This is a genomic window from Pigmentiphaga litoralis (assembly GCF_014651835.1).
Taxonomy (GTDB): Bacteria; Pseudomonadota; Gammaproteobacteria; order Burkholderiales; family Burkholderiaceae_B; genus Pigmentiphaga; species Pigmentiphaga litoralis.
The window spans coordinates 3,152,106-3,169,002 of the sequence record NZ_BMXQ01000001.1 but is presented as its reverse complement, the minus strand read 5'-3'; the positions used below and the strand labels follow the sequence as shown (position 1 = coordinate 3,169,002).

The 16,897-nt window shown below is 63.0% G+C and carries 15 protein-coding genes; all 15 read left to right on the top strand.

The features are described 5' to 3' along the window. Positions 1-53: 53 nt before the first annotated feature. The 15 genes from IE116_RS14400 to hisD all read left to right on the top strand — a co-directional run bounded on the left by IE116_RS14400 (position 54) and on the right by hisD (position 16,895). A complete protein-coding gene (locus IE116_RS14400; RefSeq protein ID WP_189613474.1) occupies positions 54-1,523 on the top strand; it encodes a glutamate synthase subunit beta in 1,470 nt (489 codons plus the stop codon). A 556-nt stretch (positions 1,524-2,079) separates the two neighbouring features. After that, positions 2,080-4,002, top strand: coding sequence for a PrkA family serine protein kinase (locus IE116_RS14395; protein ID WP_189614653.1), 1,923 nt, complete (start codon positions 2,080-2,082; stop codon positions 4,000-4,002). A 12-nt stretch (positions 4,003-4,014) separates the two neighbouring features. Beyond that, entirely contained in the window at positions 4,015-5,274 is a 1,260-nt protein-coding gene (locus IE116_RS14390) for a YeaH/YhbH family protein (protein WP_189613473.1), read from the top strand. Further along, complete coding sequence (locus IE116_RS14385; protein ID WP_229828175.1) at positions 5,271-6,809, top strand: SpoVR family protein; 1,539 nt, start codon at positions 5,271-5,273, stop codon at positions 6,807-6,809. Before IE116_RS14390 ends, IE116_RS14385 begins: the two co-directional genes overlap by 4 nt. Before the next feature lie 297 nt (positions 6,810-7,106). Next, positions 7,107-7,958 (top strand): ABC transporter ATP-binding protein, encoded by an 852-nt coding sequence (locus IE116_RS14380; protein ID WP_189613472.1) that lies wholly within the window; start codon positions 7,107-7,109, stop codon positions 7,956-7,958. 13 nt (positions 7,959-7,971) lie between these two features. Continuing rightward, entirely contained in the window at positions 7,972-8,760 is a 789-nt protein-coding gene (gene mlaE / locus IE116_RS14375; protein WP_189613471.1) for a lipid asymmetry maintenance ABC transporter permease subunit MlaE, read from the top strand. Positions 8,761-8,860: 100 nt separating this feature from the next. Continuing rightward, complete coding sequence (gene mlaD, locus IE116_RS14370; RefSeq protein ID WP_189613470.1) at positions 8,861-9,451, top strand: outer membrane lipid asymmetry maintenance protein MlaD; 591 nt, start codon at positions 8,861-8,863, stop codon at positions 9,449-9,451. Positions 9,452-9,464: 13 nt separating this feature from the next. Further along, positions 9,465-10,280 (top strand): MlaA family lipoprotein, encoded by an 816-nt coding sequence (locus IE116_RS14365; protein ID WP_189613468.1) that lies wholly within the window; start codon positions 9,465-9,467, stop codon positions 10,278-10,280. Positions 10,281-10,351: 71 nt separating this feature from the next. After that, positions 10,352-11,029 (top strand): MlaC/ttg2D family ABC transporter substrate-binding protein, encoded by a 678-nt coding sequence (locus IE116_RS14360; protein WP_229828174.1) that lies wholly within the window; start codon positions 10,352-10,354, stop codon positions 11,027-11,029. 323 nt (positions 11,030-11,352) lie between these two features. Further along, the gene (locus IE116_RS14355; RefSeq protein WP_189613466.1) at positions 11,353-12,342 is read left to right on the top strand and encodes an ABC transporter ATP-binding protein; all 990 of its coding nucleotides are present in this window, start codon (positions 11,353-11,355) and stop codon (positions 12,340-12,342) included. Beyond that, on the top strand, positions 12,339-13,160 hold the full coding sequence (locus tag IE116_RS14350) for an ABC transporter permease (protein WP_189613463.1): 822 nt from the start codon (positions 12,339-12,341) through the stop codon (positions 13,158-13,160). The genes IE116_RS14355 and IE116_RS14350 overlap by 4 nt, the downstream gene beginning before the upstream one ends. Positions 13,161-13,162: 2 nt before the next feature. Further along, positions 13,163-13,411 carry a BolA family protein gene (locus IE116_RS14345; RefSeq protein WP_179583856.1) on the top strand — a complete coding sequence of 83 codons (249 nt, stop codon included), beginning with the start codon at positions 13,163-13,165 and terminating at the stop codon, positions 13,409-13,411. Continuing rightward, positions 13,411-14,700 carry a UDP-N-acetylglucosamine 1-carboxyvinyltransferase gene (murA, locus tag IE116_RS14340; protein ID WP_189613461.1) on the top strand — a complete coding sequence of 430 codons (1,290 nt, stop codon included), beginning with the start codon at positions 13,411-13,413 and terminating at the stop codon, positions 14,698-14,700. The genes IE116_RS14345 and murA overlap by 1 nt, the downstream gene beginning before the upstream one ends. Then, on the top strand, positions 14,697-15,386 hold the full coding sequence (hisG, locus tag IE116_RS14335; RefSeq protein ID WP_189613459.1) for an ATP phosphoribosyltransferase: 690 nt from the start codon (positions 14,697-14,699) through the stop codon (positions 15,384-15,386). Before murA ends, hisG begins: the two co-directional genes overlap by 4 nt. A gap of 156 nt (positions 15,387-15,542) precedes the next feature. Further along, complete coding sequence (hisD, locus tag IE116_RS14330) at positions 15,543-16,895, top strand: histidinol dehydrogenase (protein WP_189613457.1); 1,353 nt, start codon at positions 15,543-15,545, stop codon at positions 16,893-16,895. Positions 16,896-16,897: the final 2 nt, after the last annotated feature.

Genomic DNA, 16,897 nt, shown 5'->3' with positions numbered 1-16,897 from the left:
CCGACACGCGCATCGCGCCCCGGGTGGCCGCAACGAATCGTCAGGATATAGCCATGGGTAAGGTCACTGGATTTCTCGAGTTCGAACGGCTGAAGGAAGCGTCCGAAGCGCCGGGCTCGCGGGTCAAGCACTGGAAGGAATTCGTCGTTCGTCTGGATGACACCGCTGCCAAGCAGCAGGGCGCCCGCTGCATGGACTGCGGTATTCCGTTCTGCTCCAGCGCATGCCCGGTCAACAACATCATTCCAGACTGGAACGACCTGGTGTTCCGCCAGAACTGGAAGCAGGCGATCGATGTCCTGCACATGACCAACAACTTCCCGGAATTCACGGGCCGCGTCTGCCCGGCGCCATGCGAAGCGGCATGTACGCTGAACATCAACAACGACGCCGTCGGCATCAAGTCGATCGAGCACGCGATCATCGACAAGGCCTGGGAAAACGGCTGGGTCGTGCCGCAGCCGCCCAAGCTCAAGACCGGCAAGAAAGTGGCCGTGGTGGGTAGCGGTCCGGCCGGACTGGCCTGTGCGCAGCAACTGGCGCGCGCCGGCCACGACGTCACGCTGTTCGAAAAGAACGACCGTATCGGCGGCCTGATGCGCTACGGCATTCCCGACTTCAAGCTTGAAAAATGGCTGATCGACCGCCGCATGGCGCAGATGGAACAGGAAGGCGTGACGTTTGCGCCGTCCACCTTCATCGGCAGCCAGGAAGACGCAGCGGCCTATGGCGGCAAACTGACCTGCAAGACGCCGGACGAACTCAAGGCCGAATTCGACGCCGTCGTGATTTCGGGTGGCGCCGAAACGCCGCGCGACCTGCCGATCGAAGGCCGGGACCTGAACGGCGTGCACTTCGCCATGGACTTCCTGCGTCAGCAGAACAAGGCCAACGCCGGTGACAAGATCAAGGGCCAGCTGTCGGCGGCCGGAAAGCACGTTGTCGTGATCGGTGGGGGTGATACCGGTTCCGATTGCGTGGGTACCAGCAACCGTCACGGCGCCAAGTCCGTCGTGCAGTTCGAAGTCATGCCGCAGCCGCCTGAATCCGAAAACAAGGCGCTGACCTGGCCCTACTGGCCGACCCGCATGCGCACCTCGTCGTCGCACGAAGAAGGCGCGGAGCGCGACTGGAGCATCACCACACGCAAGTTCGTCGGCAAGGACGGCAAGATCACCAGCCTCGTCGGCAACAAGGTCGAGTGGGTCAAGGATGACACGGGCCAGATGAAGATGGTCGATGTGCCCGGCTCGGAATTCGAAATCCCTGCCGATCTGGTCTTGTTCGCCATGGGCTTCGTATCGCCCGTGCAGAAGATGCTGGACGGTTTCGGCGTCGATCGCGATCAGCGCGGCAACGCGCGGGCCAACGCCGAAGACTATCGCACCAACGTCGACAAAGTCTTCGCAGCCGGCGACATGCGCCGCGGGCAATCCCTGATCGTGTGGGCGATCCGCGAAGGCCGCCAATGCGCGGCTGCCGTGGACACCTTCCTGATGGGTGCAACCGAACTGCCGCGTTAAGCGCGGGCAGCATGCAGTACCGAAATGCCGCTGAGTTCCAGCGGCATTTTTTATTCGCGATTGTCCAAGATTGACCCTGCGATTGGCAGGGATTCGCAGTGCCGATCGGTGCGTCAAATTACCCTGTCATCCGGAGGGAAAACAATGCAGCATAGGCAGGACAGAAACGACTCATCCTCCACGAAATAATTTGTTCGAATCGTCCTTATTGAGGAACTCGCGCCTTGCGGGGGGGCCTTACTTCAATGCACGATGTGACAAAGCGTCGTGAAGTGTGCGAAAGCAACATCAATTGCGTTGCATGAATGGTGGCTACGCACGAAGATATACCCAAGGAGGCCTCTGTCTGGGCAAGACCCAGGGCATCACCGGGGGCAGAAAGATTTGACCAATCTACTCCGCACCATTCAGCGTTACAGCGAGCCCATCACCGCCGTACCCTACGCCTTGCTGCAAAACTGAACGCCAAGCCGGCACAGACCCGGCGCCGAGACCACCTCGGCAGACGAGAACGGAGTTTCAAGACCTTTTCCATTGCTGTTGGAGGTTTTCCGTGCTGAATATTGTCGAAGGCTTTAAGTCGCAGTATGCAAAAACCCAAGAGACCGAAATGTCTCTTGAGGACTATCTCAACCTTGCTAAACGCGACCCGATGGCTTACTCCAGTTCCGCGGAACGGATGTTGGCAGCCATTGGTGAGCCTGAAATCGTTGATACCCGCAACGATCCGCGTTTGTCCCGTCTGTTCTCGAATCGCGTCATCAAGCGTTACCCGGCATTCAAGGAATTCTTCGGCATGGAGGACGTGATCGCCCAGATCGTCGCGTTCTTCAAGCATGCGGCGCAAGGCCTCGAAGAACGCAAGCAGATCCTGTATCTGCTCGGCCCGGTCGGTGGCGGCAAGTCGTCCATCGCCGAACGCCTCAAGGTGCTGATGGAAGCGTATCCGGTCTACGCGCTCAAGGGTTCGCCCGTCAACGAGTCGCCCCTGGGCCTGTTCCACCCCGATCGTTTTGGCGACCTGCTCGAAAACGAGTACGGCATTTCCCGGCGTTACCTGACCGGCATCATGTCGCCCTGGGCGGTCAAGCGGCTGCGCGAGTTCGATGGCGACATCTCGAAATTTCGTGTCGTGCGCCTGAACCCGTCGGTGCTGCAGCAGATCGCCATCGCCAAGACGGAACCGGGCGACGAAAACAACCAGGATATTTCGTCGCTGGTCGGCAAGGTCGACATCCGCAAGCTCGACCGCTACTCGCAAGACGATCCTGATGCGTACAGCTATTCGGGTGGCTTGTGCCTGGCCAATCAGGGTCTGCTTGAATTCGTTGAAATGTTCAAGGCCCCGATCAAGATGCTGCACCCGTTGCTGACCGCGACGCAGGAAGGCAACTTCAAGGGCACGGAAGGATTTTCGGCCATCCCGTTCAACGGCACGATCCTCGCCCATTCGAATGAATCCGAATGGCAGACCTTCCGCAACAACAAGCACAACGAAGCTTTCCTCGACCGGATCTACATCGTCAAGGTGCCGTATTGCCTGCAGGTGTCTGAAGAGGTTCACATCTACGACAAGCTGCTGCAGAACAGTTCTTTGAAGCAGGCGCCGTGCGCGCCGGGGACGCTTGAAATGATGGCGCAGTTCTCGGTGCTCACGCGCTTGAAAGAGCCCGAGAACTCGAGCATCTATTCGAAGATCCGGGTGTACGACGGCGAAAGCCTGAAAGACGTCGATCCGAAGGCGAAGGCGCTGCAGGAATACAAGGATTACGCCGGCACTGACGAAGGCATGAACGGGGTGTCGACGCGGTTTGCGTACAAGATCCTGTCGGCGGTCTTCAACTATGACCAGACCGAAGTCGCCGCCAATCCGGTGCACCTGATGTACGTGCTCGAGCAGAAGATCGGCCGGGAAGACTATCCGGAAGAAACGCGCCGCAAGTACCTGGACTACATCAAGGGTTACCTGGCACCGCGCTACGCCGAGTTCATCGGCAAGGAAATCCAGACGTCGTACCTGGAATCGTATTCCGAGTATGGCCAGAACATTTTTGACCGGTATGTGACGTTTGCCGATTGCTGGATCCAGGACGAAGAGTTCCGCGATCCGGAGACCGGTGAAAGCTTCGATCGGGCCTCCTTGAATGCCGAACTCGAAAAGATCGAGAAGCCGGCAGGCATTGCGAACCCGAAAGACTTCCGCAACGAGATCGTCAACTTCGTGCTGCGTGCCCGCGCCAACAACGGCGGCACCAACCCGACCTGGACGAGCTATGAAAAGCTGCGCGAAGTCATCGAGAAGAAGATGTTCTCGAATACCGAAGATCTGCTGCCCGTCATCTCGTTCAATGCCAAAGCCTCGGCCGAAGACCGCAGCAAACACCAAAGCTTCGTCGAGCGGATGGTGGACAAGGGTTATACCGAAAAGCAGGTGCGTCTCCTCTGCGAATGGTATCTGCGGGTGAGGAAGTCTTCCTGAACAAAGGTGAATATGAATTCACTTATCGATCGTCGTCTTAACGGACGTAACAAGAGCGCCGTCAATCGAGAGCGCTTCCTGAGGCGGTACAAGGACCAGGTTCGCAAGGCCGTCCGCGAACTGGTGCAGGAGCGTTCCATCGAACAGATGGACCAGGGCGGGGAGATCAACCTTCCCGCCCGGGACATCTCCGAGCCCAGTTTCCGCCATGGCATGGGCGGGGACCGCGAAATGGTTCACCCGGGCAACCGGGAATTCGCAAAGGGGGACAAGATCGACCGTCCCCGCGGCGGCGGCAATGCGTCCGGCAGCGATCCTGGCGAGGGGGAGTCGGTGGACCAGTTCACCTTCACCCTGTCTCGCGAGGAATTTCTCAACCTGTTCTTCGAAGACCTGGAACTTCCTCATCTGGTGCGCACGCAACTTGGCGACGTGCATCAAAAGAAGTTCCAGCGTGCCGGCTACACCACCTCCGGTTCTCCCAGCACCCTGAGCGTCGGCCGTACGCTCAAGACGTCGTTGTCTCGCCGCATTGCGCTCAGCGTCCCGGCCCGCAGCGAGCTTGAACTGGCCGAACTCAAAATGGAAGAGGCGAGGGCGTCGGGCGCCGATGCCGACACGCTTGCGTCCATCGAAATCGAAATCGAAGAAGCCCGGGCGCGGCTGGCCCGGGTGCCCTTCCTTGATGAGCTGGACCTGCGCTACCGCAACCGGGTGTCAGTGGCTGCGCCGATGGCGCGCGCCGTCATGTTCTGCCTGATGGATGTGTCGGGCTCGATGGATGAGCCCAAGAAGGACATTGCCAAACGGTTCTTTACGCTGCTGTACCTGTTCCTGTCGCGCAAGTACGAGCATGTCGACCTGGTTTTTATCCGGCACACCGACAATGCCGAAGAAGTGGACGAAAACACCTTTTTCCACGACCCGAAAAGCGGCGGGACGGTGGTGCTGTCGGCGCTGGAACTGATGCGTGAAATCATGCACGAGCGCTATCCGCCATCGACCTGGAACGTGTATGCCGCGCAGGCGACCGACGGCGATTCGTTTGGCGCCGACGCAGGCAAAAGCGCGCGGTTTCTGGCCGAGCACCTGTTGCCCGCCACTCGCTATTACGCCTATATCGAGATTCCGGACCCGGGCGATGCCCGCAAGACCAGCTTGTGGGCCGAGTACGAGCAGGAATCGGCGCCCCATTTCGTGATGCGGCGTATCCGTGAGCGCGGAGAGATCTTTTCCGTGTTCCACGATTTGTTCAAGAAGGAGCTCGCATGAGTGCCGTCATCGAACCCAAGGCCGCTCCCATGGCCCATGCCGGGACGGGCCCGATTTCACGCGGGTCCGAATGGACGTTCGAGCTCATCCAGCGCTACGACGACGCGATCGCCGAAGTCGCCCGGGAATACAAGCTCGACACCTACCCGAACCAGATCGAAGTCATCACGTCCGAGCAAATGCTCGACGCCTATGCCTCGGTGGGCTTGCCCATCGGGTACCCCCATTGGTCGTACGGCAAGGAATTCATCCGGAACGAGCAGGCCTACCGCAAGGGCGCGCAGGGCCTGGCTTATGAGATCGTCATCAACTCCAGCCCCTGCATTTCTTACCTGATGGAAGAAAATTCCATGGCCATGCAGGCGCTGGTGATCGCGCATGCCTGCTATGGACATAACTCCTTCTTCAAGGGCAACTACCTTTTCAAGCAGTGGACCGACGCCGAAGGTGTGCTGGACTACCTGGTGTTCGCGCGCAACTATGTGATGCAGTGCGAAGACCGCCACGGCATCGGCGCGGTGGAAGAGCTGCTGGATTCCTGCCATGCCCTGATGCCGCATGGGGTGGATCGCTACAAGCGGCCCAGCCCGATGTCCATGCGTGAAGAAGCCGCGCGCATGGCCGCCCGTGCCGAACACGAACGGGTTCAGTACAACGACCTGTGGCGCACGGTGCCCAAGTCCGACCCGGTGCCCGAGCCCGGCAAGTACGAAAAGTTTCCGGCCGAACCCGAAGAGAACCTGCTGTACTTCATCGAAAAGTATTCGCCCAAGCTCGCGCCCTGGCAGAAGGAACTGGTACGCATCACGCGCAAGGTGTCCCAGTACTTCTACCCGCAGGGCCAGACCAAGGTCATGAACGAAGGCTGGGCCACCTTCTGGCACTACACGATCCTGAACCGGTTGCACGAAAAGGGCCTAGTCGACGACGGCTTCATGATCGAATTCCTGCAGAGCCACACCAACGTGGTGAGCCAGCGTGGCTTCGATCAACGCGGCTACGGTGGCATCAACCCGTACGCGCTCGGCTTTGCGATGATGACGGACATCCGCCGCATCTGCGAACACCCGACGGAAGAAGACAAACGCTGGTTCCCGGATATTGCCGGCGCGGATTGGCTCGAGACCCTGCATTTTGCGATGCGCAACTTCAAGGACGAGTCGTTCATTTCGCAGTACCTGTCGCCCAAGCTGATCCGGGATTTCCGCTTCTTTGCGGTCGCGGATCACCAGGCCAAGGCCAAGCTCGAGATCGACGCGATCCACGACGACGAAGGCTACCGGCGCATCCGCAAGCTGCTGTCGGAACAGCACAATCGCGACAACATGGTGCCGGACATCCAGGTGACCCGCTTCTATCGCGAGTCCGACCGGTCCCTGGTCTTGCGCCACCTGCGGGCCCGCAGCCGGCCGCTGGCTGGCGATGACGCCGATCAGGTCATGAAGCACCTTGCGCGCTTGTGGGGCTTCAAGGTCCGGCTCGAAGAAGTCGAAAGCGACGGGCGGGTGAGTTCTTTCCGCGAAGTCAGCGGCTGATTTCACCTTCGGCCTGATGCCCTGCCCGACGGATAAGGCATCGACGGGTTAGTGAGCACTACAGCGAGGCGCCCCGCGTTTTGGGGCGCCTCGCTGTTTTCCTGTCTCCGGGGCACCACAGGCGGGGAGGGCGAAGACGAACTTTTGTGTCCGTGCGTAAATCTGCTCAGCCTTGCCAGCGTGCTGTCAGCCGTTCTTCGTGACGCAAACTGCTAGAATCAATGGTTGTTACTGATTGCCAACCAGCCAGCTTCCCATGTCGGACGCTGGTGTCACCTACGGTTCACCCTGCCACCCATGCCAGATTCGGCGATACCCCCAACGGCCCGCCCGCCTGTCGACGTCGCGTTGTCTTTCAGAGGACTGTCGGTCGGCTATGGCGACAGGACCATCCTGCGCGATATCGACATGGTGATCCGGCCCGGGCAGGTCGTTGCGATCATGGGCGGATCGGGTTCGGGCAAGACGACGCTGCTGCGTGCCGCGGTCGGGCAACTGGCGCCGCAGAAAGGCACCGTCCAGGCGTTTGGCCAGGATCTGTCGCGCCTGTCGGGCGATGCGGTCTTTGCGGTGCGCAAGCGCATGGGTGTCCTGTTCCAGCAAGGCGCGCTGTTCACCGACCTCGACGTCTATGAAAACGTGGCGTTTCCGCTGCGTGAACATACCGACTGGCCCGAAAGCAGGATTCGCGAAACGGTGCTGGCCAAGTTGCAGGCCGTGGGGCTGAAGGCAGCCGCCTTCCTGCGCACGTCCGAAATATCGGGCGGCATGGCGCGGCGCGTGGCGCTGGCGCGCGCGGTCGTGCTCGACCCCGAACTGATTCTGTATGACGAGCCCTTTGCCGGGCTCGATCCGATTTCGCTGGGCGTGACGGCGCAACTGATCCGCACCATGACTGACCAGCTGGGCTGCGCTTCGGTGCTGATCACGCACGACGTGCAGGAATCCTTCGCCATTGCCGACCAGGTGTATCTGCTGGGCAAGGGGTCGGTCGTCGCCGGCGGATCGCCGGCGTCGTTGTCCGCGTCCCAAGAGCCGTATGTGCGCCAGTTCCTGGACGGCGCGCCCGACGGCCCGGTGGCGTTCGAATATCCCGAGACGCCGGCTTACCTCGATTGGCTGGCCCGCCAACAGGCTGGCAAGCAATGAGGGCAGGCAAGCTATGAATGTCGCAACGCGTTTCCTGACGGCCCTCGGCGCCGGCACCCGGGGCTGGGTCTATGGTCTGGGCACCTTTACCCGGTTCTTTGTCACCCTGCTCGGCAAAAGCGCCACGGCCTTGCGCCGGCCTGGCCTGGTGGTGCAGCAGATTCATTTCATCGGCAACTATTCGCTGGTGATCATTGCGGTGTCGGGCCTGTTCGTCGGCTTCGTGCTGGCGCTGCAGGGCTACTACACCCTGAGCCGCTACGGTTCCGAACAGGCGCTGGGCCTTCTTGTCGCGCTCAGCCTGGTGCGTGAACTCGGTCCGGTGGTCACGGCGCTGCTGTTTGCCGGCCGCGCCGGTACGTCGCTGACGGCCGAGATCGGGCTCATGAAAGCGGGCGAACAGTTGTCCGCCATGGAAGTCATGGCCGTCGACCCCGAACGCCGGGTGCTCGTGCCGCGCCTGTGGGGCGGCATCATCGCTATGCCGCTGCTGGCGGCGGTGTTCTCCATGCTCGGGATCCTGGGCGGGTGGGGCGTGGGCGTCCTGCTGATCGGGATCGACGACGGCGGCTTCTGGTCGCAGATGCAGAACGGCGTCGACGTCTGGAAAGACGTGGGCAACGGCGTGATCAAGAGCCTGGTGTTCGGCGTGGCCGTGACGGTCATTGCGCTGTACCAGGGCTATCACGCCAAGCCGACGCCGGAAGGCGTGTCGCGCGCCACGACGCGCACCGTCGTGGCCGGGTCGCTGGCCGTTCTGGGGCTGGATTTCCTGCTGACGGCGTTGATGTTCGGCAACTGATCGCGGTGTCTGGATGGCGGGCGCAAGCCGGCGGTCACGGACGTTAATGATTCATTTAGGTAGGGTGGCACGCCGCATGGCGTCGCCGGGAGATCACAAGATGTCGCGTGAAAAAGTCGATTTGTGGATGGGGCTGTTCGTATTGCTGGGCGCCGCCGCCATCATTTTCCTGGCCCTGAAGGCCGGCAACCTGAGCACGTTCTCGTTCGGCAAGAGCTACACGATCACCGCCAACTTCGACAATATCGGCGGCCTGAAGTCGCGCGCGCCGGTCAAGAGCGCGGGTGTCGTGGTCGGTCGGGTGTCCAGCGTCAGCTTTGACGACAAGATGTACCAGGGCATCGTGACGCTGGATATGGACAGCAAATACCAGTTCCCGAGCGACTCGTCGGCCAAGATCCTGACCTCCGGACTGTTGGGTGAACAATACATTGGCATCGAACCAGGCGGCGATGAGAAGAATTTCGCTGCAGGTGACAAAATCCTTTATACGCAAAGTGCGGTTGTGCTGGAAAATCTGATCAGCCAGTTCCTGTACAGCAAGGCGTCGGACGCCGCGTCGCCTGCTGCCGGCAGCGGCGACAGCGCTGCGCCGGCCGCTGCCCCTGCGGCAGCCCCCGCGGCTGCACCTTCCGCTGCGCCGACGGCTCCGACTCCTTCCGCCGGTTCACAAGAACCTGCCAACAAATAAAAAGAATCCACCGATGACTACCGCACTCAACAAGAACCTGCTGGGCCTGGCGCTGGTCGCCATCCTGTCTGGCTGCGCGACGCCACCGCCTTCCGGCGCCCCGGTTGGCCAGAATCCGCGTGACCCGCTCGAAGGCGTCAACCGCCAGGTCTACGCCTTCAACGACAGCGTGGACCGCGCCGTGCTCAAGCCGGTCGCTCAGGGCTACGTCAATATCGTCCCGGGTCCCGTCCGCAGTTGCGTGCGCAATGCATTCAACAACCTGGGCGACGTGTGGTCTGCCGCCAACAGCGTGCTGCAGAACCGCGTGCCGGAAGGCATCAACATGACGTTCCGCTTCATGTTGAACACCACGATGGGCGTCGGTGGCTGCTTCGACGTCGCCTCCAAGCAAGGCATTCCGCGCGTGCGCGCCGATTTCGGCCAGACGCTCGGCGTGTGGGGCCTGCCCACCGGTCCTTACCTGATGCTGCCGCTGCTTGGCCCCAGCACGATCCGTGAAGCCAGCGGCACCGCCGTGGACTTTGCCTTTGATCCGCTGGCCCTCAGCGCCGTTGTCGACAATGTGCCCGTCCGTAACTCGCTGTATGTGCTGAAGCTGGTCAACACCCGGGCGAACCTGCTCGACGTGGGCAACCTGCTGAACGACGTCGCGCTCGATTCCTACGCCTTCACGCGTGATGCCTATCTGCAGCGCCGTGACAGCATGGTCCGTGGCGTCAAGACCGACGGCGAAGGCAACCTGCCCGACTACTCGTTGCCTGACTACGGCGATGATCCTTCCACGTCGGCGACGCCCAATCCGACGGCGATCCCCGCAACACGTTGACACTGCAGGGGTCTGAACTCTGTGGTGTGCTACAGGTCAGACCCTTACTGCATTTCCCCTACAGGTTATCCATGAACGTACAAGCCCTTACCCAAGCGGCCCCGCAGCCGCTGTACCGCCGTTTTGCGGTGATTTGCGCGATGCTGGTTGGCCTGACCCTGGCTGTGACCGGTTTTCGCGCCCACGCGCAGGAAGCCGACGCGCCAGAAGCGCTGGTCCAGAAACTGACCAACGACGTGCTGGCCGCCATCAAGAGCGACGGCGCGATCCAGTCCGGCAACCCGCAGCGCCTGCTGCAGCTGGTCGACGAAAAGATCCTGCCGTACACCAACTTCGAAAAGACGACCCGTCTGGCCGCCGGCCGCTACTGGCGCCAGGCCACGCCTGAGCAGCAGAAGGCGCTGGTCAAGGAATTCCGCACGACGCTCGTCCGCACCTATAGCGGCGCCGTGTCGTCGGTCAAGCAGCAGACGTCGATCGAAATGCGGCCGGCCCGTCGCGAAGCCAATGCGACCGACACCGTCGTGCGCACGCAGATCAAGCAGCCCAACGGCGACCCGATTCCGGTCGACTACCGTCTTGAAAAGGCCGGTTCGGGCTGGAAGGTGTATGACGTGAACGTGCTGGGCGTGTGGTTGATCGAAAACTACCGCAACCAGTTCTCGCAAGAGATCACGAAGGGTGGCGTCGATGGCTTGATCAAGTCGCTGGCCGACCGCAACCGTTCGTTCGAGACTGCCGCCAAGTAATACGCAGGTCCGGGGGCAGGCGCCCCCGATCTTGCAGGCGCAGTGCTTATGCTTCGGGTCCCTGGCCATGCCATGGACCCGTTGTCGTTTCTGGCCGGGCGCCGGACGCGCGGGGCGAGTGCTGCGGCGCATACGCCTGGACGTCTGCGCGGCAAGGTGCGCAGCCCTGGATGTCCGCACTGTGGCGTCCGCGTAGCCGGCTTCCCGGCCTGATTTCCTGCCTTTCCGCGGCCGCGCCTATAATAGTGGGTTCAGCCTCCTGATCTGCCGGCGTGCACACGCCACCGCCCGCCGATCCCACGCAGCCGTCCTTGCAGCCCGCCATGCCATCCGCAGTTCGTATCGAACACGTTTCCAAGACCTATCCCGCCGCCACCTCCTGGTGGAAACGCGTGGGGGGCGCCTCGAAGGAAGGATTTCGCGCGCTGAATGACGTCAGCCTCGACGTCGCGCCGGGCGAATTCTTCGGCCTGCTCGGTCCGAACGGGGCGGGCAAGACCTCATTGATCTCCATCCTTGCCGGGCTGGCGCGCGCGTCGGCGGGCAAGGTGTCGGTCTGCGGGTACGACGTGGTCGACCAGTTTCGCGAAGCGCGCCGCTCGCTTGGCGTGGTGCCGCAGGAACTGGTGTTCGATCCCTTTTTCACGGTGCGCGAATCGCTGCGTATCCAGTCCGGCTACTTCGGGCTGCGCAACAACGATGCGTGGATCGACGAGATCCTGGAAAACCTGGGCCTGACGTCCAAGGCCGATACCAATATGCGCGCGCTGTCGGGCGGCATGAAACGCCGCGTGCTGGTTGCCCAGGCGCTGGTGCATCGTCCCCCCGTCATCGTGCTGGACGAGCCCACCGCCGGGGTCGACGTCGACCTGCGCCGGACGCTGTGGCAATTCATTGCCCGCCTGAACCGCGAAGGTCACACCATTCTGCTGACCACCCACTATCTGGAAGAGGCAGAAGAGCTCTGTCACCGCATCGCCATGCTCAAGAACGGGCGGGTGGTGGCGCTGGATACGACGCGGGCCCTGCTCGCGCGCGTCGGTGGCTCGCGCCTGGTGCTGCATATGGGCCCGGGCGGCTGGCCAGCCGGTCGCAACCCGCTGCTGGATGACCGGGTGGTCGACGTGCAGGGGGCTCGCGTCGCGCTGCGGCTCGAAGCCAGCCTGGAAGTCGAAGAGGTCCTGGCGCAAGTGCGTGTGGCGGGCGGCGTGGTCGAAGGCATTGAAGTCCTGCCTGCCGACCTGGAAGACGCCTTCCTCAATATCATGCACGACGATCCGGTGGCCGCCGCCGTCCTGAAGGAGGCCGCATGAGTTCCGTGCCTGGCACCCCCACTGCGCCCGCCGCGCCCGTGTTGCAGCCCGACCTGACCGCCGGGTCGGGCTTTCGTACGCTGTTCTACAAGGAAATGCTGCGGTTCTGGAAGGTGGGTTTCCAGACCGTTGCCGCGCCCGTTGTGACTGCCTTGCTGTACCTGCTGATCTTCGCGCACGTGCTCGAAGGGCGGGTGACGGTGTATGGCTCGATTCCGTACACGGCCTTCCTGATTCCCGGTCTCATGATGATGAGCATGCTGCAGAACGCCTTCGCGAATGCGTCGTCGTCGCTGATGCAGAGCCGCGTCACCGGCAACCTGGTGTTCATGCTGCTGCCGCCGATCACGCACTGGGAATTTTTCTGGGCCTACGTGCTGGCCGCCGTGGTGCGGGGCCTGGTGGTGGGAACAAGCATCTATATCGTTGCGCTGTTCTTTACCGGCCCGCACTTTGCCGCGCCCTGGTGGATGCTGGTGTTCGGCCTGCTGGGATCGGCGATCATGGCGGTGCTGGGCCTGATCGCGGGCATCTGGGCCGAGAAGTTCGACCAGATGGCGGCGTTCCAGAACTTCCTGATCATGCCGGCTACGTTCTTGTCCGGAGTGTTCTATTCCGTGCACTCGCTCCCGCCGTTCTGGCAGGCCGTGTCACACTGGAACCCTATCTTCTACACCATCGACGGCTTCCGTCATGGATTCTTCGGTGTGTCCGACGTATCGCCCTGGCTCAGCCTGGCGGTGGTCGGCGGCACTTTCATTGTGGTCGCGGCGATTGCGCTGCGGCTGCTGGCCTCGGGTTACAAGCTGCGCTACTGAACATGAATCTACCTCTCCCCACCCCTGAACAGGTCCGCCAGTACATTGTCGACGGCCTGGCCTGTGATCACGTCGATGTGCAGGGCGACGGTCAGCACTTCGAGGCAGTCATCGTCAGCTCGGCGTTCGAAGGCAAGCGCCCCGTTGCTCGCCACCAGCTGGTTTATGCCGCACTGGGCGAACGCATGCGCGCAGAAATTCACGCGCTGTCGATGCGCACCCTTACACCGCAAGAATACAAAGGCAATTGATGGACAAGCTGCTCATTACCGGCGGCACGCCGCTTCGTGGCGAGGTCGAAATCTCGGGCGCGAAGAACGCTGCCCTGCCCAGCCTGTGCGCGGCGCTGCTGACCGCCGATACCGTCACGCTGGAAAACGTGCCGGAACTCAACGACATCGGCACCACCCTGCGCCTGCTGCGCAAGATCGGCGTGCGCGCCGACCGCGGCACGCCCGGTGACGCATCCGACACCCACCGCGTCCGCCTGACCGCCAACCACATCGAATGCCTGGAAGCGCCCTACGAACTGGTCAAGACCATGCGGGCGTCGATCCTGGTGCTGGGCCCGCTGCTGGCGCGCTTTGGCGAAGCCAAGGTCAGCCTGCCGGGCGGCTGCGCCATCGGACAACGGCCGATCGACCAGCACATCAAGGGTCTGGCCGCCATGGGCGCCGACATCCGCATCGAACACGGTTTCGTGTTCGCCCGGGCGCGCAAGCTCAAGGGCGCGCGCATCCGCACCGACATGGTCACCGTCACGGGCACTGAAAACCTGTTGATGGCCGCCACGCTGGCTCAGGGCACGACAGTGCTCGAGAATGCCGCGCGCGAACCGGAAATCGTCGATCTGGCCGAACTGCTCATCAAGATGGGCGCGCAGATCAGCGGTCACGGCACCGACCGCATCGTGATCGAAGGCGTCGACAGGCTGCATGGCGCCACGCATCGCGTCATGCCCGACCGGATCGAAGCGGGTACCTTCCTGTGCGCGGTTGCCGCCACGGGTGGCGACATCACGCTGCGTCACGCCGACCCGAAAAGCATGGGCGCCACGCTGGACAAGCTGCGCGAAGCCGGCCTGAAGATGGAATGCGGCGACGACTGGATCCGCGCCTCGATGGCCGAACGGCCCCAGGCCGTGGGCTTTCGCACGCAGGAATACCCCGGTTTCGCCACCGACATGCAGGCGCAATTGATGGCGCTGAACACGGTGGCCGATGGCACCGCCATCATTGCCGAAACCATCTTTGAAAACCGCTACATGCACGTGCAGGAACTGCGGCGCCTGGGCGCCAGCATCGAGATCGACGGCCACACCGCCGTCGTGATCGGCACGCCCAAGCTGTCGGGCGCCATCGTCATGGCGACCGACCTGCGGGCCTCGGCCAGCCTGGTCATCGCCGGCCTGGTGGCCGAGGGCGAAACCACGATCGAACGTATCTATCACCTCGACCGCGGCTACGAACACATGGAACGCAAGCTTGTGAAGCTGGGTGCCCAGATCCGCCGGGTGGTCGGCACCGGAGCGCCTGAATGAGCGCCTTTTCCCCTGCCAATCCGCAAACCCCGATCACGCTGGCCCTGTCCAAGGGCCGGATCTTCGACGAGACCATGCCTTTGCTGGCCGAGGCCGGCATTACGGTGCTCGAAAATCCGGAAACGTCCCGCAAGCTGATCCTGCCGACCAGCGACCCGTGCGTGCGCGTCATCATTGTGCGGGCGTCCGACGTCCCCACCTATGTCCAGTACGGCGCGGCCGACCTGGGCGTGGCGGGCAAGGACGTGCTGATCGAGCATGCCGCCCAGCACCCGGGTGGGCTGTACCAGCCGATCGACCTGCGCATCGGCAAATGCCGCCTGTGCGTGGCCGTGCCCAATGGCTTCGATTACCCCAACGCGGTGCGCCAGGGCGCGCGCCTGCGCGTTGCCACCAAGTACGTCCAGGCCGCGCGCGAGCATTTCGCCGCCAAGGGCGTGCACGTCGACCTGATCAAGCTGTACGGATCGATGGAACTGGCGCCGCTGATCGGCCTGGCCGACGTGATCGTCGATCTGGTCTCGACTGGCAGCACACTGAAGGCCAACAACCTGGTCGCGGTGGAAGACATCATGGACATCTCGTCGCGGCTGATCGTCAACCAGGCGGCGCTCAAGATGCGGCGACATCGATTGCAGCCTTTGCTCGACGCCTTCTCGCGCGCCAGTCTGGCCATGCCTGGCTGACACGGGCGCAGCGGCCTCCGGGCCGCGGCCGAGACGGCGCGCAGGGGCTGCGATCCCGCAATCACGGCGCGCCCAGGCGCGCCCTCCGCAGGCTGGCTGCCTTTCCAGGCGCCGCCTGTCGGCCCCGAATCCCGAATTTCTGCAGAGCGTACCGCCATGTCTTTGATCCACAAACTGGATACCCGTAGCGACGATTTCCGTCACCAACTCACCACCTTGCTGGCGTTCGAGGCGTCCGAAGACGCGTCCATCGAACACGCCGTCACTGACATCCTGCTGGACGTCCGGTCGCGTGGCGATGCGGCCGTGCTCGAGTACACCCGCCGGTTCGACCGCCTGACAGCCGACAATATCGAAGCGCTGGAAATCCCGCGCAGCGAATGGCTCGCTGCGCTCGATGCCCTGCCTGCCGCCCAGCGCACCGCGCTGGAAAGCGCCGCCGACCGCATCCGCCGCTATCACAAGCGTCAGGTCATGCAGACCTGGACCTATACCGAGCCCGACGGCACGGTGCTGGGCCAGAAAATCACGCCCCTGGACCGCGTCGGCCTGTACGTGCCTGGTGGCAAGGCCGCCTACCCGTCGTCCCTGCTGATGAACGCCGTGCCCGCCAAGGTGGCCGGCGTGGCTGAAGTCGTCATGGTGACCCCGACGCCCGACGGCGTGCGCAATCCCCTGGTGCTGGCGGCTGCGGCGATTGCCGGCGTGGACCGCGCGATCGCGATCGGCGGCGCGCAGGCGGTGGGCGCCCTGGCCTATGGCACGGCATCGATCGCCGCGGTCGACAAGATCGTCGGCCCCGGCAATGCCTACGTGGCGGCCGCCAAGCGGCGCGTGTACGGCACGGTGGGCATCGACATGATCGCCGGTCCCAGCGAAATCCTGGTGATCTGCGACGGCAAGACGCCAGCCGACTGGATCGCGATGGACCTGTTCTCGCAGGCCGAGCACGACGAACTGGCGCAGGCCATCCTGCTGTGCCCCGACGCCGGCTACATTGCCGAGGTCGAAGCCGCCATCGCCCGCCTGCTGCCGACCATGCCGCGTGCCGAGATCATTCGCACCAGCCTGGCCAACCGCGGCGCGCTGATCCTGGTCAAGGACCTGGAAGAAGCCTGCGCGATCGCCAACGACATCGCGCCGGAACACCTGGAAATCTCCACCGAAAATCCCGATCGCTGGGCCGACCTGATCCGCCACGCGGGCGCGATCTTCCTGGGCCGTCACAGCTCGGAATCGATTGGCGATTACTGCGCCGGCCCGAACCACGTGCTGCCCACGTCGCGCACGGCGCGGTTTTCCTCGCCGCTGGGGGTGTATGACTTCCAGAAGCGTTCCAGCCTGATCAACGTGTCGCCGGCCGGCGCACAGACCCTGGGGCGCCTCGCGTCCGAACTGGCGCACGGCGAAGGTCTGCAGGCGCATGCGCGCAGCGCCGAGTTCCGGCTCGACGACTCGGGTTCCGATGCGTCGCGCGCCGACGCCGCCCGACCTGCCACGCCGGACTGACG